Genomic DNA, 22,863 nt, shown 5'->3' with positions numbered 1-22,863 from the left:
ATGTTAGAACTGGCAACCATTTCGAAAAGCTTTGCCGCCGCGCGCGTGCTGGATGATGTGAATCTGGTGATCCCTGCGGGTAGCCGCACGGCGATTGTCGGCCCATCCGGGTCAGGGAAAACCACGTTGCTGCGTTTGATCGCCGGGTTTGAAGTGCCGGACAGTGGACGCATCGTGTTGCAGGGAAAAACCTTGTTTGGCGACGGCCAGTTTATCCCGGCCCACCAGCGCAACATTGGCTTTGTGCCGCAAGAGGGCGCGCTGTTTCCGCACCTTAGGGTGGGAGAAAACATTGCCTGGGGGCTTAAAGGCTCGCGTCACGAGAAGCAACGCCGTGTCGATGAGTTAATGGCGATGGTGTCGCTGGACAGTAAACTGGCGGCGCGCTGGCCGCATGAGATCTCCGGTGGTCAGCAGCAGCGTGTGGCGCTGGCCAGAGCGCTGGCGCAGAAACCGGCGCTGATGTTGCTTGACGAACCATTTTCAGCGCTGGACACCGGCTTGCGCGCCGCCACGCGTAAGGCCACGGCGGATTTGCTGAGCGAGGCGGGCGTTGCCTCAATTCTGGTTACGCACGATCAGAAAGAAGCGCTCTCTTTCGCCAGCCAGATTGTGGTGATCCGCCACGGCCGCTTTGCGCAGGTGGGATCGCCGTTCGCGGTTTATTCGCAACCGGTTGATGAGGAGACGGCGCTGTTTTTGGGCGATGCGCTGATTTTATCTGCCGATGTGGCGCAAGGGCGTGCGCACTGCCTGCTTGGCGATGTGGCGGTAGATACCCCGGCGCTTTCTGGCACGCATCGCATTATGTTGCGTCCGGAACAGGTGAGTGTGGTGCCGTGCGATGAGCATCAAACCTGCCCGCAGGCACAAATTATCGATATGGATTTTGCTGGCTATCTTTCGTCGTTGACGCTGCGGTTTTCGCAAAGCGGCGAACGCCTGACATTACAAGCCATCACCCGCCCGGACTGGCGACCCGGCATGAACGTGAATCTGCAGGTTAACGGTAGCGCCCGCGTATTCCCCCGCTGAATATACAGCCCGGTTAACGGCGGGCTGATTTATCAATTGTCATATTCTTGAATCCGATCTCAAAACAATGTTTTTACATGTGTAAAACTTCGTTCCGTTTTGTATCAACATAAAAATAAAAGCCTTTATTGATCCGTAACGCCTGCTGGCATTCACGCTTGGCCACTTTTTCCAGAAACAGAAATGCGAAATGACACCGGTGCAGCCTGCCGGGAGAACCTGTTTCAGGAGAATGACCTATGCAATCCCCTCTGGGACTTAGTGTGTTGTTTTGTTGCCTGCCAGTGATGGCGAATGCGGCAACGATACTGGAAGGCGCGGTTTTTGCCGATGCGCCGCTGGCGGGGGCATCGGTAACGGTGACCGACAGTTCAGGCAAGCGCCTTACCACCAAAACGCGTAGCGATGGACGCTATTCGCTGGCGGTTGATGCGCTCACTCCACCGTTAACCCTTTCCACTTTCCAGAGCACGGGAACCGCGCAGTCGTGTTTGCGAAGCGATGAGCCGCGTGCGCGTTGCATGGCCTCTCTGCTCATTACGCTGCAAAAAGAGCGCCGCAATACCGCTAACATCACCCCTTTTACTGACAGGCTGGTCTCCGAAGTGGCCGGTCAGTTGGGCTATATCGGCCCACAGCAGTGGGTTGAACGGGGGGATAACCGCAAGCTGAATGCCGGTTTGTTGGCCGGGCCGCTGGCTAACTTCCGTCATGGCATGGCCGACGCGTTGCGTTTATCTGGTCTGAATGCGAAAACCGCCGATCCGGTACAGACGCCCATTCGCACCGGCAACGGCATGGCGCGGATTTTGTCGGTGATTAACCACAACCGCAATTATGACAACAACAGCGGCGAGGCAGGCGGGACGGTGCTGACCGACAGCGCCTTTCGCCCGATTGTCGGGTTGCAGAACAGCGGGCCGTGGGAACCGTTAGATTTGCCGCGTGCGCTGCGCAATCGGCAGGCGATCAGCAGTGCGAAAACGCGCATTTTGCTGGTCAGCGATTCCACTGCCGCCACCTATGAAGTCGCCCGTTTACCGCGCATGGGGTGGGGACAAGTTTTCCAGCAGGCTTTTCGCGCCGATAGCGGCGTGGTGGTGCTTAACGGCGCGCGTTCCGGGCGCTCCAGCCGGGATTTCTACAACGAAGGCTGGTACCAGCAAATGGCGCGTGATTTACGTCCAGGCGACTATGTTTTTATCGCTCATGGTCATAACGATCAAAACTGCGATGGCGATAAAGCGGTGCGCGGCGCGGCCGACGTGAAAAACCTCTGCACCTATCCCAATGATGCCAGCGGCAATCCGCAGTTTCCGCCGGGGGAACCGTTGTTGTCGTTCCAGCACTCGCTGGAGCGCTATATCACGCTGGCGCGCGCGGCGGGCGCGACGCCAGTGCTGTTGACACCGACCACGCGGGTAAAAAACCGCACGGGGAAAACGGCGTTTCAGCAGGGCACCGACGATGTGGTCGTCAGCAGTCATTACACGGTGAAAAAGCCGGGTTACCGCTTTGCCGGAAACTACATTGACACCATCAAACAGACCGCCCACCGCAACCATGTGCCGCTTATCGATCTGGAAAAAGCGACTATCGATTTCGCCAATGCGCACGCCAGCGACTGGATGGATTACTGGCTGGCCGTGGATGCCAGTGACCCGCGCTACCCCTGGTATAAAACGCAAACTTCCGGGATTCGCAGCAATCCTGATACCACCCATTTCCAGCAACAAGGTGCAGAAGCTGTCGCATCGATGGTGGCTGATCTCATCCGTACCACACCTGAATTGACCTCGCTTGCTGACACATTAAAACCCTAAGGAGAGACTGATGAAAACACTGCACTGTTCACTGCACTATTCCGCGCTGTTGCTGGCGTGTATCAGCGTTTCCGCTCAGGCGAGCGAGTGGAACGCCGTTGTCTCCACCGCGCCGCAAGCCGGTGAGTTCGCCACTATCAGCCAGGCGCTGGCCGCCGCGCCAGACAGCGGTACGCCGTGGCGGATCCTGGTCAAAGAGGGGCGCTGGAACGAACGGCTGGTGATTGAAAAACCGGTCACGCTGGTGGGGCAATCCAGAGAGCAAACGCAGATTGAAGCGAATACGCCCGCCGGTGCATTAGGCAGTGACGGGCAGAAGCTTGGCACCGGGCGCACCAGCACGGTAGAGGTACGTGCCTCGGGCGTGACCATTGAGAACCTGACTATTCGCAATAGTTTTGACTTTCCGGCTAATGCCGCGCTGCCGGATGGTGATGCGAAGAAATTGAAAGACACGCAAGCGGTGGCGCTGATGGTCTCGGAAAACGTTGATAAAGCGCGTTTCCGCCATGTCCGGCTTGAAGGTTACCAGGACACGTTTTACAGCAAGAGCGGGAGCCGCAGCTATTTCACCGACTGTGAAGTGAGTGGGCACGTTGATTTTATCTTTGGCCCCGGCATTGCGGTGTTTGACCGCTGCGAGATTATCGCCCGTAACCGCAATGATATCGCTCCGCCGTATGGCTACATCACCGCGCCGGCGACGCAGGCGGATGAGAAGTTTGGCTTGCTGATCATCAACAGCAAGCTCAGTAAGGAAGCGGGCGTGCCGGCGAAAAGTTTCGCGCTGGGTCGCCCGTGGCACCCGACAACACAGTTCAGCGACGGGCGTTATGCCGATCCGAACGCCATTGGTCTGGCGGCATTTATCAACTGCGAAATCGACGACCATATTTACGGCTGGGATAAAATGTCCGGCAAAGATAAAGCCGGGGAGAAAATCTGGTTTTATCCGGAAGACAGCCGTTTTTATGAGTTTGATAACCGTGGTACGGGCGCAGGGCAAGGCGGTGCGAAATATCAATTAAGCAAGGCAGATGCCGCGCAATATAATCTGGCGGCGATTTTCAGCGGCTGGGATAAAGCGGTGCTCGAGTAAGGGATGTTGCCCCCGTGAGCGGGGGCAATTGATGAGAGTCAGTTGCCGTATTTCACGTTAAACCCGAGCGTATCGCCCACGGTCGTGTATTCGCGGAAATTGAAAATCAGCGGTTTCCATTTGCTTGAATCAACAATACCATTTTCATTTAACAGCGCGTTTTCAACCCATAAGTTCACAATATCGAATTCAGCCAGCATAAAACGGCCTTTGTCGCTGGTGGAGACTAAACGGCACTCCGCCTGGATTGGGCACTCCGCGACGCGCGGTGGTGCGATATCGACAGAGGCTTCTGTGTGTAATCCGGCTTTGGCGAATTTATCGTGGCAGATTTCAACACCCCATTTGGTCTGGTTTTCCGACAGGCTATCGCCACCGGTCAGTTTGCCTATTTGCTCTACCTTTTCCCAAAGTGTGTGATCGGGAATATTGATCACGGCGTCTGAACCGGCCAATAAATTATTGTAGGTTTTCCCGCCTTTACTGATGCCAATAATCAGTTTCTCGCCAAGGGAAATAGACGAGGATGCCGCAGAAATATTTGTGTTGCCGTCTTTATCTTGCGTGGTGACTAAAAAAACGGGAAAGCCATAATAAAAAGAGTTGAGTTTGGATTTGTTTTTCATGGTGCGTTGATTCCTGATTATAAATAATTATCTGTCATTCTTCCCCCGTCGTGGCGTATTTATCAATAACCCTTTCTGAGTAACAAAATTCAACGGAAATAACCCCTAAAAAAAGTAGTCCACAAATTATAAAACAGGTATATCATATGCAACAAATGCTTTTCCCCCTCCCGGCAAACCCGCTTTGCTGAGACACCCAGAGGATGAAACATGCAACGTATTGCGATACCCGCGAATTATGTCCACACCCGTTCAACGCCGTTCTGGACTAAAGAAACCGCCCCGGCGTCCATCTGGAAGCGCCATCTCGACGCCGGAACACGGCAGGGCGTCTACCCGCGTTTAAGTGTGCTGCGAGGGGCGATCCGCTATTACGGTTACGCCGATGAAAACAGCCCGCAACCGGTGGAAACGTTAACGATTAATGCCGGTGAATTTGGCGTTTTCCCACCGGAAAAATGGCACAACATTGAAGCATTAAGCGACGATACGATATTTAGCGTCGATTTCTATGTTGACCCGAAAATTTTGATTGAAGGTTGAGGTAATTCTGATGACAACTGAAAACAAAGGTTATTCTTTAGCAGTTTCTAATGGTGCTAACAATGAAACGCAAGAAAAGATCTTTCTCAAGCCGATGTCGTTATATGTTCCTGATGTTGCTGTACAGGCGGTTGCGGAACTGATTGCGGGTCTTACTGACCCTAAAGAAAGTTCCAGTGAATTTATCCTGACGGTGACCAACAATAATAACGGGGTTTCTGTGGATAAAGCGTTTTCCACGCTTAATGAATTGAAAGATCCGCTAAATGCCGCAGATGCGGTGAAAGAGTTAATTAATATCGTTCGGGGTTATGAATCGGATGAAGAAACTAACGTGTGCGGCTGGTAACCGAACGCTGCCCGAGGAGGTATTATGGCGCATCACATTCCTGTTCATTTCCGTCATACCCGCTCAACGCCTTTCTGGACGAAAGAGACGGTTCCGCAGGCGCTGCTTACTCATCACAACACCAAAAAAGGTGTCTATGGCCGTTTGTCGGTGATGCAGGGGGCGGTGAAATATTTTGGTTTTGCCAGTGAGCACGACACCACGCCGGAAGTGGAAGTGGTAATTGAGGCCGGGAATTTTGGCATCAGCCCGCCGCAATACTGGCACCATATTGAACTGTTAACTGATGACACCTACTTCAATATCGATTTCTTTGCCGATCCCAACGACGCGCTGGAAGGGAAGGGGATTGGCCAGGTGGTGAATACCCACCGCAGCTAACATTTCATGCCCGCGTTGCGGCGGGCGTTTTTAAAAGTTCTCAATAAACCGTTTTACGGCAGGCGAACGCTCGAACTTGCGCCACGCCAGCGCCACATCGGTTTTTAATGTCTGCTCCGCCATCCGGTGAAACGTCACTTGCGGGTGGCTGAAACAGGCCATGGATTGCGGAACGATGGCGAAACCGAAACCGGCGGCTACCATACTCAGCGATGAGGAGAACTGCGAAGCTTGTTGCTGGTTTTCCATATCAATACCCGCGCGCAGACAGGCGTTGTACACCAGTTCATATAGCCCCGGCGCGACTTGCTGAGGGAAAATCACCAGCGGTGTTTGCTGCAGTTCGTTCAGCGAGATATCCGTTTTCGCGGCAAGCGGATGCGAGCGGTGTAGCGCCAGCACCATCGGCTCTTCATCGATCAACTTCAGGTTGAACATTTTGCTGTTTTCACACGGCAGGCGCACAAAGGCAACATCAATCAACCCCTCTTCCAGCTCCTGCATCAGCGTCGCCATATTGTCCTCTTTTTGATACAGCGCCACCTGCGGATAGCGCTGTTGAAACTGGCGAAGCGCTGAAAAAATTTGCGAGTGAAACGCATTGGAGCTGGTCACGCCAAGGTACAATTTTCCGTTAATTCCCCGCGCGATCCCTTTTGCTTTTTCCATTGCTGCATCGCTCAACGCGATGATTTGGCAGGCATCTTCATAAAACGCTTCGCCCGCTTCGGTGAGCTCAACGCCGCGAGTTTGCCGGTAAAAAAGCGGAGTGCCCACTTCCTGCTCAAGACGACGGATTTGCTGACTTAACGGCGGTTGTGACATGCCCAGCATTTCAGCGGCACGGGTGAAGTGTTGCGTCTGCGCAACGGCGACAAAATAGCGTAGATAACGGAGTTCCATATTAAAAACATCTCAAACCCTGATGCTTTGTATATTGGAATCTCTCGCTGAAACGAGTCAATAATTTATCAGCTTTTCTAAACGACTGCTCAGCGAGGTAATGGATAATGAGTCATGTAACCGGTTGTTCTTGCGAGGAAAGTCTGCGGGAAACATTTCGTGCCTTTTCACAAACCCGCCCGGAATGTGTGATATATCAAACATCGCTAATGAGTGCGCTGTTAAGCGGTGTTTACGAAGGAAATACCACGATTGAGGATTTACTTAATCACGGCGACTTTGGACTTGGCACATTTAACGAGCTGGACGGTGAGTTGATTGCGTTCAACAGCGAGGTGTACCAGTTGCGTGCTGATGGCAGCGCACGGGAAGCCAGCCGACAGCAAAAAACCCCTTTCGCGGTCATGACCTGGTTTAAACCAGAACATGAGTTTTACCTGGATAAACCGTCCAGCCGCCAACAGCTGCACGACATTATCGATAAGGCGATCCCCTCCGATAACGTCTTTTGCGCCCTGCGTATCGATGGCCATTTTCGCCATGCGCACACCCGCACCGTTCCGCGCCAGACGCCGCCTTATCGCGCCATGACTGACGTGCTTGACGACCAACCCGTGTTTCGTTTCAACGGGCGCGATGGCGTGCTCGTTGGGTTCCGCACACCACAGCATATGCAGGGGATCAACGTGGCGGGCTACCACGAACACTTTATTACGGATGACCGCCATGGAGGCGGACATTTGCTGGATTACCAGCTCGAAAGCGGCACGCTGACGTTTGGTGAGATCCACCATTTGATGATTGACCTGCCTGCGGATGCGGCGTTTCTCAACGCCGATTTACACCCGGACAATCTGGACGCCGCCATTCGTTCCGTCGAGAACTGATAAACATTTAAAGGAGTAAATGATGAGTAAAGAGAGCCGCACACACCAGTGGGCGCATGGCGCCGATATGGTGGTAGGACAACTGGAAGCGCAGGGAGTGAAACATGTGTTTGGCATTCCCGGTGCCAAAATCGACAAAGTGTTTGATTCGCTTCTTGATTCAACGATTCAAACTATTCCGGTGCGCCACGAAGCGAACGCGGCATTTATGGCCGCGGCGGTCGGGCGCATCACCGGTAAGGCTGGCGTCGCGCTGGTTACGTCCGGCCCCGGCTGTTCCAATTTGATTACCGGTATGGCGACGGCCAACAGCGAAGGCGACCCGGTGGTGGCGCTGGGCGGCGCGGTGAAACGGGCGGATAAAGCCAAGCTGGTGCACCAGAGCATGGACACGGTGGCGATGTTCAACCCCGTCACGAAATACGCGGTAGAGATAACTTCATCCGACGCGATTGCTGAAGTGGTATCCAATGCGTTTCGCGCCGCTGAGCAGGGCCGGCCGGGCAGCGCGTTTGTCAGCCTGCCGCAGGATATTGCCGACCAACCCGCGAGCGGCAATATCCTGCCCGCCAGCGGTGTTCCGCAGTTAGGCGCCGCGCCGGATGCGGCGATTGACGAGGTGGCGAAACTTATCGCGCAGGCGCAAAACCCGGTGTTTTTGCTCGGGCTGATGGCAAGCCGTGAGGAGAATATTTCGGCACTGCATCAGTTGCTGGAAAAAAGCCATATTCCGGTCACCAGCACGTATCAGGCGGCCGGCGCGGTTAATCAGCAGCATTTCACCCGCTTTGCCGGGCGCGTGGGGTTATTTAATAACCAGGCCGGGGATCGGCTGCTGCATCTGGCGGATCTGATTATCTGTATTGGTTACAGCCCGGTGGAATATGAGCCAGCAATGTGGAACACCGGTGACGCGAAACTGGTTCATATCGATGTGCTTCCCGCTTATGAAGAGCGCAATTATGTACCGGATTGCGAGCTGGTTGGTAATATTGCCAGCACGCTCGACAAACTGGCAGCGAAAATCGAAAAGCCGCTGATCCTCACTCCGCGCGCCTCCGAGATCCTGATTGAGCGCCGCAACCAGCGGGAACTGCTCAGCCGTAAGGGTGCGCAACTTAGCCAGTTCGCTATTCACCCGCTGCGCATTGTGCGGGCGATGCAGGACATCGTGAATAACGACGTCACGCTGACCGTTGATATGGGCAGTTTCCATATCTGGATTGCGCGCTATCTCTATAGCTTCCGCGCCCGCCAGGTGATGATTTCCAACGGTCAGCAAACCATGGGCGTCGCGCTGCCATGGGCGATTGGCGCGTGGCTGGTCAACCCGGGGCGCAAAGTGGTGTCGGTTTCCGGCGATGGTGGCTTTTTGCAATCGAGCATGGAACTGGAAACCGCTGTGCGCCTCGGGGCGAATGTGCTGCATATCATCTGGGTCGATAACGCCTACAACATGGTGGCTATTCAGGAAGAGAAAAAATACCAGCGCCTGTCTGGCGTTAATTTTGGCCCGGTCGATTTTAAAGCCTATGCCGAAGCGTTTGGCGCCACAGGGTTCGCTGTTGAAAGCACGGCAGAACTGGAGCCCACGCTGCGAGCGGCAATGGATACGGACGGCCCGGCGGTGGTCGCCATTCCGGTTGATTACAGCGATAACCCGCTGCTGATGGGCCAGCTCAATCTTAACCAGATTCTTTGAAAACCAAGGAGATATGATGAAAAAAGTTGCATTCGTGACCGGTGCAGGTCAGGGCATTGGTAAAGCCATTGCGCTGCGTCTGGCGAAAGATGGCTTTGCCGTCGCTGTTGCCGATTACAACGCCGCAACGGCAAAAGCGGTGGCCGACGAAATTAATCACAACAATGGCAGCGCGATTGCGGTGACGGTGGATGTTTCTGACCGCGACAAAGTGTTTGCGGCGGTAGAGGAGGCCAGAACCAAACTGAATGGATTTGACGTGATTGTGAATAACGCCGGGGTTGCGCCTTCAACACCGATTGAGTCCATCACGCCGGAAGTGGTGGATAAGGTTTATAACATCAACGTAAAAGGCGTGATTTGGGGCATCCAGGCGGCGGTAAAAGCCTTCAAAGCGGAAAAACACGGCGGCAAAATTATCAACGCCTGTTCGCAAGCCGGGCATGTCGGCAACCCGGAGCTGGCTGTGTACAGTTCCAGTAAGTTTGCCGTGCGGGGACTCACGCAAACCGCCGCGCGGGATCTCGCGCCGCTTGGCATTACCGTTAATGGCTACTGCCCTGGCATCGTGAAAACTCCGATGTGGGCAGAGATTGACCGCCAGGTTTCGGAAGCGGCCGGTAAACCGTTGGGGTACGGTACGCAGGAGTTTGCCAAACGCATTACGCTTGGGCGTCTTTCGGAACCTGAAGACGTTGCCGCCTGCGTCTCTTACCTCGCGGGGCCGGATTCTGACTATATGACCGGTCAATCATTGCTGATTGATGGCGGCATGGTCTTTAACTAATTTTTATGGCTCGGACACAGCCTTGCCCTTGCGAAAACGCAGGGGCTTTTTTGTTGATGAAAGTCATTCTCACCTTCATGTTGTTGTGATAAGTTGCATATGAATTGCATGTTATGGTGGGGAGAGTCCGATGGCCGACAGTGATAAAGCAGGGCATACCTTTCTGGCGAGTCTCGGGAAAACGCGTTTGCGTCCCGGCGGGGTGGAAGCGACCGAATGGTTGTTTAGCCAGGCGCAGCTAAATGCGCATAGCCGGGTGCTGGAAGTCGCCTGCAATATGGCCACCACCTCGATTGAACTGGTGCAGCGTTTTGGCTGCATAGTCGACGCCATCGACATGGATAAAAACGCGCTCGCGCAGGCACGGCAGAATGTGATTTCTGCCGGTCTCGAAAGCCACATTCATCTTAGCGAAGCCAATGCGAATAAGCTGCCGTTCGACGATAACACCTTTGATGTGGTGGTTAACGAGGCGATGTTGACCATGTATGTGGACAAAGTGAAAGCGAAGCTTATCAGCGAGTATTATCGCGTGCTGAAACCCGGCGGCCGTTTACTGACGCACGACATTATGTTTATGCGCAGTGGGCTGCCGACAGATAACCAGGCAAAACTGGAGCAGGTGGTGAAATCGAATGTCAGCCCGATGACAGAAGCGGCGTGGAAAACATTGTTTATCGACAATGGCTTTGCCGCAGTAGACACGCGCCACGGGGCAATGTCGCTGATGTCGCCCGTTGGGCTGATTCGTGATGAAGGCTTCGAGCGTGCGCTGCGCATTGTTGTTAATGGTTTGCGTACACGTGATAACCGCACGCGATTTCTGGGGATGTTCCGCTTTTTCCGCGCCAATCGCCGCCAGTTAAATTACATTGCCTGCTGTTCGCGCAAGGCGTAACACATCAGGTTTTGCGCGCCGTCCAGCCGTGAATCAGCAGTGACTGGAAAAAGCGCTGCGGTGGGGTAAAACCAGCCTGTTCAATCAGCGCTTCCGTGGTTTCTGCGGGTAACAGCAGCAGGCGCTGCGACAGTTGCGCTTTTATTTCAGCCTTATCGCGCGGTGCCTGGCTGGCGGTTTCGTGCAGGGTTGTCCACGCTTCAAGCTGTTCATCAAATGCCGGGCTGTGCATATCCCCGGCGATCTCTGCCGTGATCATACGGCCACCGCCTCTTAACTGGTTCGCCATTTGTGAATAGATGCCATCGCGCTGTGGATGCTGAATAAAGTGCGTGACCAGCAGGCAGAGTACTGCATCATAATCGCCGCTGGCGGGAAGCTCATTAAGGTAGCCTTCATGCAATGTGCAACGGTTGGCAATGCCCGCCTGGTCGAGCTTTTGTTGGCAGACAGCCAGCATATCCGGCGAGGGATCAACGCCGGTAAAGCGCCATTGCGGATGGTGCTGCGCAAGGCGAATAATTTCGCTGCCAGTGCCGACACCAACACAGAGAATTCGCGCGTGCTGCGGCATTTTTTTCAGCAACAGAGAGATAAGCAGGTGCAGATTGTTGGCAATTTCGCCCAGCCGCTCGTTGTAAGCATCGTACTGGCGGGAGAATTCGCTGTTAAAAATGTCGTTCGTATTCTGTGCCACGTTATCTCCGGGATTGCTGTAAATCATGTAATTTACGATATTACATGAAGTGGCGCGGTGCAAGACATATGCGTTTTTCGGCAAACCAGCGCAAAAATGATCGTTTTGGTAATGGCTGGCTTTGCGTTTAACTGAGGGCGTCAACCTTTGCTGGAGAACGTGCTGATGAAGACATTGCTGCAACAGTGGCTTAATCGCCTTACCCCGACGCTGCCATTACAGACGGAAGCGGGGGAATATGATTCGGGGCGCCATGTTGCGCTGCTGATCCCGTTCGGCCTGCTTTATGGTCTTGATTATCATCCTTCTGTATGGATTTACGATGAAAAATGAGCGCTTTCATCTGGTGATGCGCTACAGCTACTGGAATGAACTGTGCGCTGAAGCATAAAACCCGTCTGATATCAGGCGGGTTTTTTGTTTGTGCTGCACAAGGTTTTTGTTACTTCACAACCGCCGTTTTTTAACTGTTCTTTCGATCTCATTTCTCACTTTTTTTGAATTTATGAACGTGATTTTTTCTGGCTTATGCCTGAGGTCACATTTTCGACAACGATACTTGTATGGTAGTAGACATAAATTCCATAAGGGATATAACGTGAAGACTGTGATGTTTTCCGGTGGCAACAGGCGTCCGTTATTAGCGGAGCCGTTCTGGCACAAATAATTCTCTTATGGAGTTTTTATGTCCATGATAAATAAACAACAGTTACAGCTTGAGATGCGTATAAAGCTGAGCAATTGCGGGGGGTGGCTATGACCCGTAAAAACAGAAAAGTGACGATTCCTGTCAGCATTGGTTACGGCATGACAGACATAATGGGCGGTGGCGCTTTTACGGTAATTGGTGCCTGGCTGCTGTTTTATTACACCACCTTTGTCGGTTTATCACCGATTCAGGCGGCGTCCATTGTCGCGATCGCGAGGATTGTTGATGCCATCGTGAGCCTGTTTATGGGCAGTTTTACCGATCATTTTTATAAGAATTTTTTAGGCAAGAAATTTGGCCGCCGTCGTTTCTTTTTACTTATCGGCGCGCCGCTAATGCTGGTTTATATTCTGTTATGGCTTAATGGCATGAATTTTTTGTTTTATCTTGCCGTTTACCTGGCTTTTGAAATTATTGCTGCCATGGTTTTAATCCCGTGGGAAACCTTGCCCTCGGAAATGACCAAAGATTTTAACGATCGCACCAAGCTTTCTACTTGTCGTATGTTTCTTTCTGCTTCCGGCACGTTTCTCGCGACCTTTATCCCCGGTGTGCTAATTGGCTGGCTGGGCGAAAAAAACGCCGATGCTTATTTGATTAACGGTGTGGTCTTTGCTGTGTTGTTTATGGTCTGCGTATTTATTTCCTGGAAAGTAAGCTGGGAGCGCGAAATAACACCAGACATGATGCAGGAGATGGAGAAAAAACGTCAAACGGGCAATGCGGCGCAAACGCTCACTGGCGTGATTAAATTATTTAAAGATTATGCCTCGACGCTGAAAATTCGTGCGTTTCGCAAGCATCTGGCTATTTATCTTTTTTCTTTCACGGCGAAAGACATTTATAACACGGTGTTTGTCTTTTTCTGTGTCTATTGCTTGCATGTCTCATCTTCCCTGGCGGGAACCTTGCTGTCGATGAGCATCGTCGGGCTGCCGGTAACGCTCATCGCGGGTTTCGCCATTATCAAATATGGCCCATCCCGTCTTTATGTTTTTGCCTACAGCATGATGCTGCTGTGTCTGGGCGGTTTCTTTCTGGTGTACCAGTTCCCTCCGGAAAACAAAGTGGTGCTGCTGGTGATCCTCGCCGGGTTTTATCAGGTTGGGCGCTGCGTTCTGGAATTCACGCCGTGGAACGTGTTCCCGTTTATTCCGGACATTGACGAAATGGTTACGCGTCAGCGCCGTGAAGGGTTATTTGCCGCCGTGATGACGTTTTCACGTAAGACCACGGTAGCCATTGCGACCTTTGCTGTCGGTTTGCTCTTACAGAGCGGTGGTTTTGTAAAAGGCAGCCTGCAACAGCCCCAGGAAGCAATCACCACCATTGTAATGCTGCTGTTTATCGGCACCGCCGGGCTTTTGCTGGTAGCACTGTGGCAAGCGCTGACCTTTCATCTCAATAAGCGCACGCACCGCATTTTTGTTGATGAACTTGACCGCCTGAAAGCCAACGGAAGTAAACAGAGTGTGACGCCTGAAGCGCGTAAAATTGTCGAAGATTTGACAGGTTACCGTTACGACACGCTTTGGTCTGATGCAACAGTAGATGGCACGGTGATATCAACTGCCGGATTAAGTAAAAGTTATATGCCGAAATAAGATTAATCGCCCGGTGTATATTGTGCTGATGTTTTTAAAAATTGATTGGCTATTTTTCAAGAGCATTTATTGAAGAGTGAATATCATTTTGCGTCAGCGGATTATTCTCGGTGCGTTTAATTTGTGGACGGAAAAAATAACTTACATAATGTTGCACAACTGTCATATGAGGGCTGCGGTTTTCGTGTTTAATAGCCGTGGCTACTGTAACTCAGTGCGTTCCTGCAGAGCGCGCAGAGTTGCAAATTTTAACCGTTAGGTTAATTCATCTTTTTTAAGGTTTGCTTAGACCTCCCGATTGCGATCCGGAGGTCTTTTTTTGCTTGTTGCGCTGCCATTTTTTATTTTTCACCGTTGACACAAAATTGTCATAAATTCGCTCTATGCTGCCCTGGCTCTTAATATTACTCAAAAATTTAATCACTATTTCGATTCGGAGAGACTATGGCAATGCTTAATGCGTCAGTTCGCCTGATGGCTGCTGCTCTTGCACTTTCGACGACTACTGTTTTCGCGGCAACGAATGTGACGGGTGCTGGTGGTACTTTTCCGGCGCCTGTGTATGCAAAATGGGCAGCTGAATACCAGAAACAGACGGGATCTCAGGTGAACTACCAGGGGATTGGTTCTTCCGGCGGCATCAAACAGATTATTGCGAAAACCGTGGATTTCGGCGCATCCGATGCTCCAATGAGTGATGATGATCTGGCGAAAAACGGCCTGTTTCAGTTCCCGACCGTCATTGGCGGTGTGGTGCTGGCGGTTAATATCCCTGGCGTAAAATCCGGTGAACTGACGCTGGACGGCAAAACGCTGGGCGATATCTATCTGGGCACCGTTAAAAAATGGAACGACCCGGAAATCACCAAACTGAACCCGAAAGTCAAACTGCCGGATACGAATATTAACGTCGTGCGCCGCGCGGATGGTTCCGGCACTTCTTTTGTTTTCACCAGTTATTTATCGAAAGTGAATGCTGACTGGGCAAGCAAAGTGGGTAAAGGCTCAACGGTAAACTGGCCGGTTGGCTTAGGCGGTAAAGGTAACGATGGTGTTGCCGCGTTTGTACAGCGTCTGCCGGGTTCCATTGGCTATGTTGAATACGCCTACGCGAAACAGAACAACCTGACCTGGACAAAGCTGTTCGACGCCGATGGTAAAGTGGTTGAGCCGTCGCAGCAGAGCTTCAGCAACAGTGCCAAAGGGGCGGACTGGAGCAAATCTTTCGCGCAGGATCTGACTTTCCAGAAAGGCAAAGATGCATGGCCTATCTCTTCCACCACTTTTATCCTGGTGTATAAAAAACAGGATAATGCGGCGAAAGGTGCCGAAGTGCTGAAATTCTTCGACTGGTCTTATAAAAATGGCAACACCATCGCCAGCGATCTGGATTACGCGCCGCTGCCGGATTCGGTTACCGCTCAGGTTCGCGCTGCATGGAAAGCCAACGTACAGGACACTTCTGGTAAACCGCTGTTCTAATCTCGCTATCTCTTAAAAATAAACCCGGTGCGCTACCGGGTTTATTTATTCGTCCCAGTCTGTTCTCTTACGTAACGTATTATTATTTTATTAAGTTAATCGATGAATGATTGTATTAAGAAGGTTAATAATATTTGAGTTTTTTACGTTAACTTAAAAGATAATTCTGTATCGATATTTCTATCTTCTTAATATTTTAAAGTGCTATTGAAAATGAAGTGACTTGAGTGTTTGTTTTCCACTCGTCAGGTCAAATGAATCATCTGATTTTGAAGTATGGCATATTGTTCTATTACGTAACCCCTGTTAGTTTTCACCCCGGTCTTGGTTTATTCCCCCGCTCGCGGGGCACTGCGATGTTCAATCCTGATGTTAATTCTTTAACAGGCTTTGTAAAAAATCCGCCGTCTCGCGAGATTCCAGGTTTCAATTTTTTATTCTTATCCGGTATGCCTGGTCACATTTACCGATAAATTTATTCGAATAAAAATCGATTCCAGGTTCAGGAAACAAGACTGAGAACGTTTTATTTCAAATGGGTTCTGAAGGTTAATTAAAGGGAAGCAAAAGCGTGATTAATTCGGAAAAGAAAGTTCAACGTCTTGTGAGAACTCAGCTGGCCCCGTTGACGGTAGCAATGATATTGGCATTACCTGCTGTTGCGCATTCCGCTGGTTTAAGTATGAAAAATGGCACGCTATATAATGCGAATGGCGTGCCGGTCGTGGATATTAATAAACCTAACAGCAATGGCTTGTCACATAACGTCTGGGACAACCTCAACGTCGATAAAAATGGCGTTATTTTTAATAACAGCGCTTCAGCATCCGATACGGTGTTGGGCGGCACCATCCAGGGTAACAGCAATCTGACATCCGGGTCGGCAAAAGTTATTCTCAATGAAGTTACCTCCAAAAACGCGTCGACGATCAATGGCATGATGGAAGTGGCAGGTGATAAAGCCGCGTTGATCATCGCCAACCCTAATGGCATTACGGTTAATGGTGGCGGTACGATTAATACCGATAAACTCACCCTGACCACCGGCACGCCAGATATTCAGAATGACAAACTCGCGGGTTATTCCGTAAACGGCGGAACCATTACTATCAGCAAACTGGATAACGCCAGCCCTACTGAAATTTTGTCGCGCAACGTAGTGCTCAGCGGAAAAGTAACCGCAGATGAACTGAATATCGTTGCGGGTAATAACTACGTTAATACTGCCGGTCAGGTGACCGGAACGGTCACGGCGTCGGGTTCACGTAACAGCTATAGCGTTGACGTTGCGCAAGTTGGCGGCATGTACGCGAACAAAATTAATCTTATCAGCACCGAAAGCGGCGTGGGCGTGCGTAACCAGGGCGTCATTGCCGGTGGAGCTGGTGGGATCAGCATTGATGCCAATGGCCAGTTGCTGAACAGCAATGCGCAGATTCAATCAACGGGTTCGACAAAGATTAATACCAACGGCAAGCTGGATAATACAACCGGTCTTATTACTTCCGCTGGTGCTATTTATCTCGATACCAATAAGAACGCTATTGTTAATGCCCGTTCAGGTACGATTTCGACGACGGCAGATATCTACGTTAATAGCGGCGCATTTGATAACACCAACGGCAAAATTGCCGCCAGCGGTGTGCTGGCTGTCGATACCAATAACAATACGTTTACCAACGCGGGTAAAGGAAACGATGTCGGTATCGAAGCAGGTATTGTCACCTTAAAAACCGGGACGCTTAATAACAGTAATGGTCAGATCCATGGCGGCTACCTGGGGCTTGATACCGGCGCGATCAACAACAACAGCGGTATTCTGGAAACATCAGGCGACATGGATATTGCCAGCCTTGGCAACGTTGATAACAACAAAGGCTTAATCCGTTCTGCTGGCGGTCATATCAAGATCACTGCCGGTGGCACGGTTAATAACGGTAGCACCAAAACAGCGGATACCGTCAGTTCCGACTCCTTAGGCATCGCAGCCGATACCGGTGTAGAAATCAACGCAAACAGTATCAATAACAGTGGCGGTCAAATCGCATCGAACGGCGATGTTTCGCTAAACAGCAAGGGGCTGGTCAATAACGATTCCGGCAACCTTCTTTCCAATAACAAAGTGATTGTGAAGGGCGATTCCTATCGTAATGACTACGGTGGCATCGGCGGCAAGAAGGGCGTGGAGGTGTCGGTTAACGGCAACCTGAGTAACTATATTGGCGTTGTAAGCGCGGAAGAAGGTGATATCTCGCTGAGTGCGAATGCGGTGGATACCCACGGCGGTTTCATGATTGGGCAAAATATTTCCATCGACGCGAAAGCCGGCGTAAACACCACCAGATCGCTGGTATTAGCCAATAAAAAGTTGACTATCCATGCGGGCGGGAATGTTGATAACCGCGATGGTAATCGCTTTGGCAATGACTTTGGCCTCTATTTCGGCATGCCGCAACAGACCGGTGGCTTGATCGGTAAAGGTGGCGTTGAGATTTCCGGGCAGAATATTTACAACAACAACAGCCGCATCATTGCCGAAAATGGGCCAATGAGCCTGCAAGCGCAAGGGAACATTGATAACACGCGCGCGCTGATGGTCAGCGGGGCTGATACCGCAATCAAAACGGGCGGGGTTTTCTACAATAACTACGCCACGATTTCCAGCACTGGCAACCTCACACTCGATACCGTTTCCCTGGAAAACTACAGCAGCGGCACGCTTATCGATAATAACGCCACAGGTTTCATCAGCGCAGATAAAGATATTACGCTGAATGTGGACAACAATTTCACTAACTACGGCTGGATCAGCGGTAAAGGCGCTGTGGCGCTGAATGTGGCGAAAGGGGCGTTTTATAACCGTAATACCCTTGCAGCTGATAAGTCGCTTGCGATCAATGCCCTGAACGGTATTGAGAACTTTAAAGATATCTCCGCCGGTGGCAGCCTGACGCTGGATACGCAGCGTCATGTGACAAATAACAGCAACAGCAATATGGTCGGTAACGGGATCACGATTAACGCGGTAAACGATATTAATAACCGCGGTAATATTGTCAGCGACGGCGATATTAACGTTACGACCAAAGGTAATCTGTATAACTACCTCTATATGCTGGGCGCTGGTGATGTCGCTATTACTGCTAACAACGTTACCAACAATAATTCCCTTATTGAAGCAGGTGGTGATCTGACGATTACCGCTAATGGCAATGTGGGTAATAACCATGGCACGCTGCGTTCCCTGACTGGCGATGTAAATGTGGCGGCAAAAGGCACGGTTGATAACTATAGCGGTAAGATCACCTCTGCTGGCGATGTCGGAATCAGCGGGAACTGGTTGCTCAATGACTATGGCCAGATTGCTGGTTTGAGCAATATTAACCTGATGCTGACAGGCAATTTCGACAGCTACAAAGGTTCTGTGACCTCTCAAATGGGCGATATCACGCTGGCTGCGAACTCGGTAGATAACAACAACGGGTTGATCGCGGGTGAAAATATCACCATTGATTCCAAATCAGGTGTCTATAACAACACGGCGCTGATTGCCGCGAATAAAACACTTACCGTCAATGCTGTCGGCAATATTGAAAACAGAGACGGTAATAACTTCAGTCATTACAACGGCGAGTATTTTGGTGTCGAAGGCGATGTAGGCGGCATGGTGGGTAAAACCGGTGTCTCGCTTTCCGCACAAAATATCTACAGCACTAACAGCCGTATTGTGGCAGAAAATGGCCCGCTTAGCGTGCTGTCCCGGGGCGTATTTGATAACACCCGCAGTATGCTGATGAGCGGTGCCAACGCTATCATTAAAGCGGCGGGTGTTTTCTATAATAACTATGCGATGACATATAGCGCCGGTAACCTCAACATCACTTCTGCTTACCTTGAGAACTACAGCAACGGTAAGCTGGAGGATGGAACGGCGACGGGCGTTATCGCGTCGGATAAGAACCTGAACCTGAGCGTGGACAATAGCACCACCAACTATGGCTGGATCAGTGGTAAAGGTGATGTGAATTTCAGCGTGCTGAAAGGTGTGCTGTATAACCGCAACACCATTGCCGCTAATAATGCGCTGGTGATTAGTGCCCTGAATGGTATCGAGAATTTTAAAGATATCCTGGCGGGAACCAGCCTTACCCTGACGACCCAACGGCACGTTACCAACAACAGCAACAGCAATATGCTGGGGCAAAGCATTGCGATTAATGCGGTAAACGATATTAATAACCGTGGCAATATTGTCAGTGATTATGCATTAACCGTAAAAACAGACGGTAACGTGTATAACTACCTCAATATGCTGAGTTATGGCACCGCGAAAGTGACTGCGAATAAAGTCACTAACAGCGGTAAAGACGCGGCTCTGGGCGGTTTTTCCGGCCTTGATCTCGAAGCGAATGCGCTAACCAATACCGGCACCATGATTGGTCTGTAAGTTGTAACACAGGCAGTGGCAATTCGCTGCTGCCTTCCCCGTTTTGTCTCTCGCCACTGCCTTACGCGATCAGCGTAATCACCCGATTTTCCTCGATAAGATACAGGCCATGAAACTGGCATCCTTGTTTGCGTGCAGGCGTCAGCGGTTGTGTTAGCTCAAGGGTAAGGCTTTGTGCCGCCGTATCGATGCTACAGATCCGAGCCGCTTCAAAACCGAAAAAACAGTGCACCTCAGGGTAGAGCGCTTTGAACAGACTCTCTTTGGCGGAAAAGAGTATCAACAACGCCGTTTCATACGCTAAGCCGCAGGCGGCAAGTAACCGTCGTTCATCAAGGCTGGTGAACATCTCCGCCGTTTCTCTCATGGTTTTTGCATCGAACATTTCAATATCAATACCAGGCGTCAGCCCTGCGCTACGCGGGGCAATAACCGCAATAGCGTGACCACGGGTATGAGAAAGGCTGCCGCACCAGCCCGCGGGCCAGACGGGTTCCCGGCTGGGAGACGTATCAACATGACCATCGCAGCCTGCGTTTTGTAATAGTTGCCTGGCGGCATAGCGAGCCGCGAGATACTCCGCGCGCCGTTTTGCTACCGCTTTATCAAGCACCGGGGGAAAAGGGATGGCATATTCGCTAAAAAGCGAATCCTGGTAAGCGGTTACGTCGAATGCGACCTGGCAGTAAGCCATTGCCGGGAATTGCGTGATGAACCCCGTTTCCGAGTGCATCACGAAAGCAGAGGATGAATGGCTTAGTTGTGAAGTAAACATATTATCTATCAATAAGTTAATGAGTTATCTCATCGGTAACGTGTTGCCAGTAAATGCAATCAGTGTAACGCAGGTGCTGTAGCCATCACGCATTTCTTTCTCCGCAAAGGCGCGGTGGTTGAGAATTATTTTGAGGAAATCACACTATTATCATTCATCAACGTTAAGGTTTTCTGTTATATGGTCACTTATCTATCCACCTCATGAATAATTCAAAGAATAATTAAAAACTCTTTTCAGAATTTTTCATTGTGGTGATAAATGGAAATATAAAATATTCTCACCAAATTAAAAATAATAACATCTTTATTATCAAACGCATGGTGCTGTAAATATCACGATGATGGTGTTATGGTGATATATTTTCTTGCCATATAGACTTAAAAGGTATTTATTATAAATTTGTAAGGGTTATTACTCGCGACGGAGGGTTTTAATGAGAAGTAAATAACTTCATAGATAAGAGGATGTGGCTGATTAATCGCGTTTTTTATATGATGTGACGCTGACGTAATGATTTCCCTCGGTATTATTTCCTGCTTTTCAAAATGGATATAGCTGGTGTAGAGAATGGATGGATGCACTAATTGACAGGCTTATCGTTAAAACATGTTGAGTTTTACCTCATTCGGTTCGCAACGTTGGCGACAAGATCTCCTGCGTTTGCAGTGAATAATTAGTTGTTCATTTAAAGGATAAAAACATTCATCAGGAATATTACTTGATAGCACTCTGTTTTCTGAAAAAAATTGTGCTGTCAATTAATTACGACGCTTTGGCTTTCATTCATTAGGTTGGAATATATGGACATATCTCCCAATAATAGCTTTTTAGACAGTGCATCAGTGGCGAAAGAATGTACAGCGCTTCCAGCGTTGCCGTTTCCATTGAGTTCAGATCAGCAAGCAATTTGGTTCGCTCAGACGCTGAATCCTGAATTAACTAACTACAATATAGGGAGCGTCATGATCATTGATGGCAATATCGTTCCCGATATCATGATTAAAGCATTTGACTCTGTCATTAAGCGGCATGATGCATTTCGTTTGCGGATAGTTGCCGGTACGTCGCCAGCACAATATTTTGCCTCTTCCGCTTTGCCATTAATGGAATTTAAGGATTTTTCGGCAACGGATAACCCAATAAATGAAGCTGAACAGTATGTGAAACTAAATTTCACTCAGCCATTTAATTTGGCAGAAAGGTTATGGCGCAGTTCGTTAATCTATGCAGGCAATAACCGCTGGTATTGGCAACTGTGCTGCCATCATATTATCGCCGACGGAACGAGTCTGAGCCTGCTTAACGTGGAGTTGAGCGAAAATTATAGTCGTCTTATTCGCGGGGAGAAATTATCTGCAGGGGCTGCGTTATCTTATGCCGATTTTGTTGCCAGTGATGCGACTTATCTGAGTGCGAAGCAGTGCAACAAAGACCAGGCTTTTTGGCTTGAGCGATATACGACATTGCCGCCGCCATTATTCCCTCCGTTGGCGACAACCCGGACGCCGGCATCATATCTGCCTGATCCCGTGACCTGGATGCTTGAGGAAAATCTTTTTCAGCGCATTGAACAAGTGGCTTCTTTATATGGGCTCTCTATATTGCATTTTATGTATGCCCTTTTTGCCTGTTATTTTAAAAGAATAAAAAACAGTGACGATATTGTTTTTGGTATTCCGCTCCATAATCGAAGAAATGCACAACAAAAAACGGCGGTGGGCATGTATGCCTCTGTTATCCCGGTTCGCATTAGATTAACCGATGAGGATACTTTTTCTGATGTGATGCAAAAAGCAGCCGATGAATTACGTCTTTGCTATAAACATCAGAGGCTGCCGATTACGGAAATTCAGCGGAGAATAAAAAATCAGCAAAAAACCGACAGCGCGAATTTATTTGACATGTCGCTATCTTATGAACCTTACGACGTTAACATTCATCTGGAAGGGGCGTCAGTTCATACCATCAAACCTCATCACCGGGCACAATATCCTTTAGCGATAACCATTAATCATACGCTATTACCAGCAATAATAAACAGAGCCAGTCAGTCTGCGTTGAATTTAATTTCTCCCTCGACTATTTCACCCCTGACGATATTCAGGTAATGCAA

The 22,863-nt window shown here is 50.2% G+C and carries 19 protein-coding genes; 15 read left to right on the top strand and 4 right to left on the bottom strand.

What is annotated here, in order from left to right; genetic code table 11:
* The 3 genes from IP581_RS19470 (at position 1) to IP581_RS19460 (ending at position 3,957) form a co-directional block, all read left to right on the top strand.
* Positions 1 to 1,035: an ABC transporter ATP-binding protein gene (locus IP581_RS19470; protein ID WP_086873425.1), complete on the top strand. Its 1,035-nt coding sequence runs from the start codon at positions 1 to 3 to the stop codon at positions 1,033 to 1,035.
* A 239-nt stretch (positions 1,036 to 1,274) separates the two neighbouring features.
* On the top strand, positions 1,275 to 2,858 hold the full coding sequence (locus IP581_RS19465; RefSeq protein ID WP_193821168.1) for a GDSL-type esterase/lipase family protein: 1,584 nt from the start codon (positions 1,275 to 1,277) through the stop codon (positions 2,856 to 2,858).
* Positions 2,859 to 2,868: 10 nt separating this feature from the next.
* A complete protein-coding gene (locus IP581_RS19460; protein ID WP_193821167.1) occupies positions 2,869 to 3,957 on the top strand; it encodes a pectinesterase family protein in 1,089 nt (362 codons plus the stop codon).
* Positions 3,958 to 3,995: 38 nt separating this feature from the next.
* Here the strand turns inward: IP581_RS19460 and IP581_RS19455 are convergent, their stop codons facing one another.
* Entirely contained in the window at positions 3,996 to 4,583 is a 588-nt protein-coding gene (locus tag IP581_RS19455; RefSeq protein ID WP_097400815.1) for a flavin reductase family protein, read from the bottom strand.
* Positions 4,584 to 4,793: 210 nt separating this feature from the next.
* On the opposite strand from IP581_RS19455, the gene IP581_RS19450 reads away from it, so the two are divergent.
* Genes IP581_RS19450 through IP581_RS19440 form a run of 3 tightly spaced genes read left to right on the top strand, consistent with a single transcriptional unit; the run spans position 4,794 to position 5,856 of the window.
* On the top strand, positions 4,794 to 5,126 hold the full coding sequence (locus tag IP581_RS19450; RefSeq protein ID WP_086873429.1) for a DUF1971 domain-containing protein: 333 nt from the start codon (positions 4,794 to 4,796) through the stop codon (positions 5,124 to 5,126).
* 10 nt (positions 5,127 to 5,136) lie between these two features.
* Complete coding sequence (locus IP581_RS19445) at positions 5,137 to 5,475, top strand: DUF1869 domain-containing protein (RefSeq protein ID WP_086873430.1); 339 nt, start codon at positions 5,137 to 5,139, stop codon at positions 5,473 to 5,475.
* Between the two features lie 24 nt (positions 5,476 to 5,499).
* A complete protein-coding gene (locus IP581_RS19440; protein ID WP_086873431.1) occupies positions 5,500 to 5,856 on the top strand; it encodes a DUF1971 domain-containing protein in 357 nt (118 codons plus the stop codon).
* A 30-nt stretch (positions 5,857 to 5,886) separates the two neighbouring features.
* Here IP581_RS19440 and IP581_RS19435 read toward each other — a convergent pair whose 3' ends face one another.
* Positions 5,887 to 6,759, bottom strand: a complete 873-nt coding sequence (locus tag IP581_RS19435) for a LysR family transcriptional regulator (RefSeq protein WP_193821166.1) — start codon at positions 6,757 to 6,759, stop codon at positions 5,887 to 5,889.
* A 107-nt stretch (positions 6,760 to 6,866) separates the two neighbouring features.
* Here IP581_RS19435 and budA point away from each other — a divergent pair, with 107 nt between their 5' ends.
* The 4 genes from budA to IP581_RS19415 all read left to right on the top strand — a co-directional run bounded on the left by budA (position 6,867) and on the right by IP581_RS19415 (position 11,033).
* Positions 6,867 to 7,646, top strand: a complete 780-nt coding sequence (budA, locus tag IP581_RS19430; RefSeq protein WP_017457517.1) for an acetolactate decarboxylase — start codon at positions 6,867 to 6,869, stop codon at positions 7,644 to 7,646.
* A 22-nt stretch (positions 7,647 to 7,668) separates the two neighbouring features.
* Positions 7,669 to 9,348: an acetolactate synthase AlsS gene (gene alsS, locus IP581_RS19425; RefSeq protein WP_193822725.1), complete on the top strand. Its 1,680-nt coding sequence runs from the start codon at positions 7,669 to 7,671 to the stop codon at positions 9,346 to 9,348.
* A 16-nt stretch (positions 9,349 to 9,364) separates the two neighbouring features.
* Positions 9,365 to 10,135 carry a (S)-acetoin forming diacetyl reductase gene (locus tag IP581_RS19420; RefSeq protein WP_017457519.1) on the top strand — a complete coding sequence of 257 codons (771 nt, stop codon included), beginning with the start codon at positions 9,365 to 9,367 and terminating at the stop codon, positions 10,133 to 10,135.
* 130 nt (positions 10,136 to 10,265) lie between these two features.
* Positions 10,266 to 11,033, top strand: coding sequence for a class I SAM-dependent methyltransferase (locus IP581_RS19415; protein WP_193821165.1), 768 nt, complete (start codon positions 10,266 to 10,268; stop codon positions 11,031 to 11,033).
* Between the two features lie 4 nt (positions 11,034 to 11,037).
* On the opposite strand, the gene IP581_RS19410 is transcribed toward IP581_RS19415, so the two are convergent.
* Complete coding sequence (locus IP581_RS19410) at positions 11,038 to 11,730, bottom strand: class I SAM-dependent methyltransferase (protein ID WP_193821164.1); 693 nt, start codon at positions 11,728 to 11,730, stop codon at positions 11,038 to 11,040.
* Positions 11,731 to 11,895: 165 nt separating this feature from the next.
* On the opposite strand from IP581_RS19410, the gene IP581_RS19405 reads away from it, so the two are divergent.
* The 4 genes from IP581_RS19405 (at position 11,896) to IP581_RS19390 (ending at position 19,972) form a co-directional block, all read left to right on the top strand.
* Positions 11,896 to 12,063: a hypothetical protein gene (locus tag IP581_RS19405; protein WP_162842164.1), complete on the top strand. Its 168-nt coding sequence runs from the start codon at positions 11,896 to 11,898 to the stop codon at positions 12,061 to 12,063.
* 423 nt (positions 12,064 to 12,486) lie between these two features.
* Positions 12,487 to 14,043, top strand: a complete 1,557-nt coding sequence (locus IP581_RS19400) for an MFS transporter (protein ID WP_193821163.1) — start codon at positions 12,487 to 12,489, stop codon at positions 14,041 to 14,043.
* Between the two features lie 450 nt (positions 14,044 to 14,493).
* A complete protein-coding gene (gene pstS / locus IP581_RS19395; RefSeq protein ID WP_407659161.1) occupies positions 14,494 to 15,525 on the top strand; it encodes a phosphate ABC transporter substrate-binding protein PstS in 1,032 nt (343 codons plus the stop codon).
* Between the two features lie 682 nt (positions 15,526 to 16,207).
* The gene (locus IP581_RS19390; RefSeq protein WP_193821162.1) at positions 16,208 to 19,972 is read left to right on the top strand and encodes a two-partner secretion domain-containing protein; all 3,765 of its coding nucleotides are present in this window, start codon (positions 16,208 to 16,210) and stop codon (positions 19,970 to 19,972) included.
* Between the two features lie 61 nt (positions 19,973 to 20,033).
* On the opposite strand, the gene IP581_RS19385 is transcribed toward IP581_RS19390, so the two are convergent.
* Positions 20,034 to 20,747, bottom strand: coding sequence for a 4'-phosphopantetheinyl transferase family protein (locus tag IP581_RS19385; RefSeq protein WP_193821161.1), 714 nt, complete (start codon positions 20,745 to 20,747; stop codon positions 20,034 to 20,036).
* An 803-nt stretch (positions 20,748 to 21,550) separates the two neighbouring features.
* Here IP581_RS19385 and IP581_RS19380 point away from each other — a divergent pair.
* A complete protein-coding gene (locus tag IP581_RS19380; RefSeq protein ID WP_193821160.1) occupies positions 21,551 to 22,858 on the top strand; it encodes a condensation domain-containing protein in 1,308 nt (435 codons plus the stop codon).
* Positions 22,859 to 22,863 lie beyond the last annotated feature (5 nt).

The sequence above is a fragment of the Kosakonia pseudosacchari genome (assembly GCF_015167415.1).
In the GTDB taxonomy this organism is placed as follows: Bacteria; Pseudomonadota; Gammaproteobacteria; order Enterobacterales; family Enterobacteriaceae; genus Kosakonia; species Kosakonia pseudosacchari.
This window is presented reverse-complemented; position numbering and strand designations above follow the sequence as displayed.

Coding starts and splice junctions, on each gene's coding strand:
- pstS (WP_407659161.1), top strand. CDS start 14,494: ATGCTTAATGCGTCAGTTCGCCTGATGGCTGCTGCTCTTGCACTTTCG.
- IP581_RS19420 (WP_017457519.1), top strand. CDS start 9,365: ATGAAAAAAGTTGCATTCGTGACCGGTGCAGGTCAGGGCATTGGTAAA.
- IP581_RS19455 (WP_097400815.1), bottom strand. CDS start 4,583: ATGAAAAACAAATCCAAACTCAACTCTTTTTATTATGGCTTTCCCGTT.
- IP581_RS19380 (WP_193821160.1), top strand. CDS start 21,551: ATGGACATATCTCCCAATAATAGCTTTTTAGACAGTGCATCAGTGGCG.
- IP581_RS19400 (WP_193821163.1), top strand. CDS start 12,487: ATGACCCGTAAAAACAGAAAAGTGACGATTCCTGTCAGCATTGGTTAC.
- IP581_RS19435 (WP_193821166.1), bottom strand. CDS start 6,759: ATGGAACTCCGTTATCTACGCTATTTTGTCGCCGTTGCGCAGACGCAA.
- IP581_RS19450 (WP_086873429.1), top strand. CDS start 4,794: ATGCAACGTATTGCGATACCCGCGAATTATGTCCACACCCGTTCAACG.
- alsS (WP_193822725.1), top strand. CDS start 7,669: ATGAGTAAAGAGAGCCGCACACACCAGTGGGCGCATGGCGCCGATATG.
- IP581_RS19465 (WP_193821168.1), top strand. CDS start 1,275: ATGCAATCCCCTCTGGGACTTAGTGTGTTGTTTTGTTGCCTGCCAGTG.
- IP581_RS19460 (WP_193821167.1), top strand. CDS start 2,869: ATGAAAACACTGCACTGTTCACTGCACTATTCCGCGCTGTTGCTGGCG.
- IP581_RS19440 (WP_086873431.1), top strand. CDS start 5,500: ATGGCGCATCACATTCCTGTTCATTTCCGTCATACCCGCTCAACGCCT.
- budA (WP_017457517.1), top strand. CDS start 6,867: ATGAGTCATGTAACCGGTTGTTCTTGCGAGGAAAGTCTGCGGGAAACA.
- IP581_RS19470 (WP_086873425.1), top strand. CDS start 1: ATGTTAGAACTGGCAACCATTTCGAAAAGCTTTGCCGCCGCGCGCGTG.
- IP581_RS19385 (WP_193821161.1), bottom strand. CDS start 20,747: ATGTTTACTTCACAACTAAGCCATTCATCCTCTGCTTTCGTGATGCAC.
- IP581_RS19390 (WP_193821162.1), top strand. CDS start 16,208: ATGAAAAATGGCACGCTATATAATGCGAATGGCGTGCCGGTCGTGGAT.
- IP581_RS19445 (WP_086873430.1), top strand. CDS start 5,137: ATGACAACTGAAAACAAAGGTTATTCTTTAGCAGTTTCTAATGGTGCT.
- IP581_RS19415 (WP_193821165.1), top strand. CDS start 10,266: ATGGCCGACAGTGATAAAGCAGGGCATACCTTTCTGGCGAGTCTCGGG.
- IP581_RS19405 (WP_162842164.1), top strand. CDS start 11,896: ATGAAGACATTGCTGCAACAGTGGCTTAATCGCCTTACCCCGACGCTG.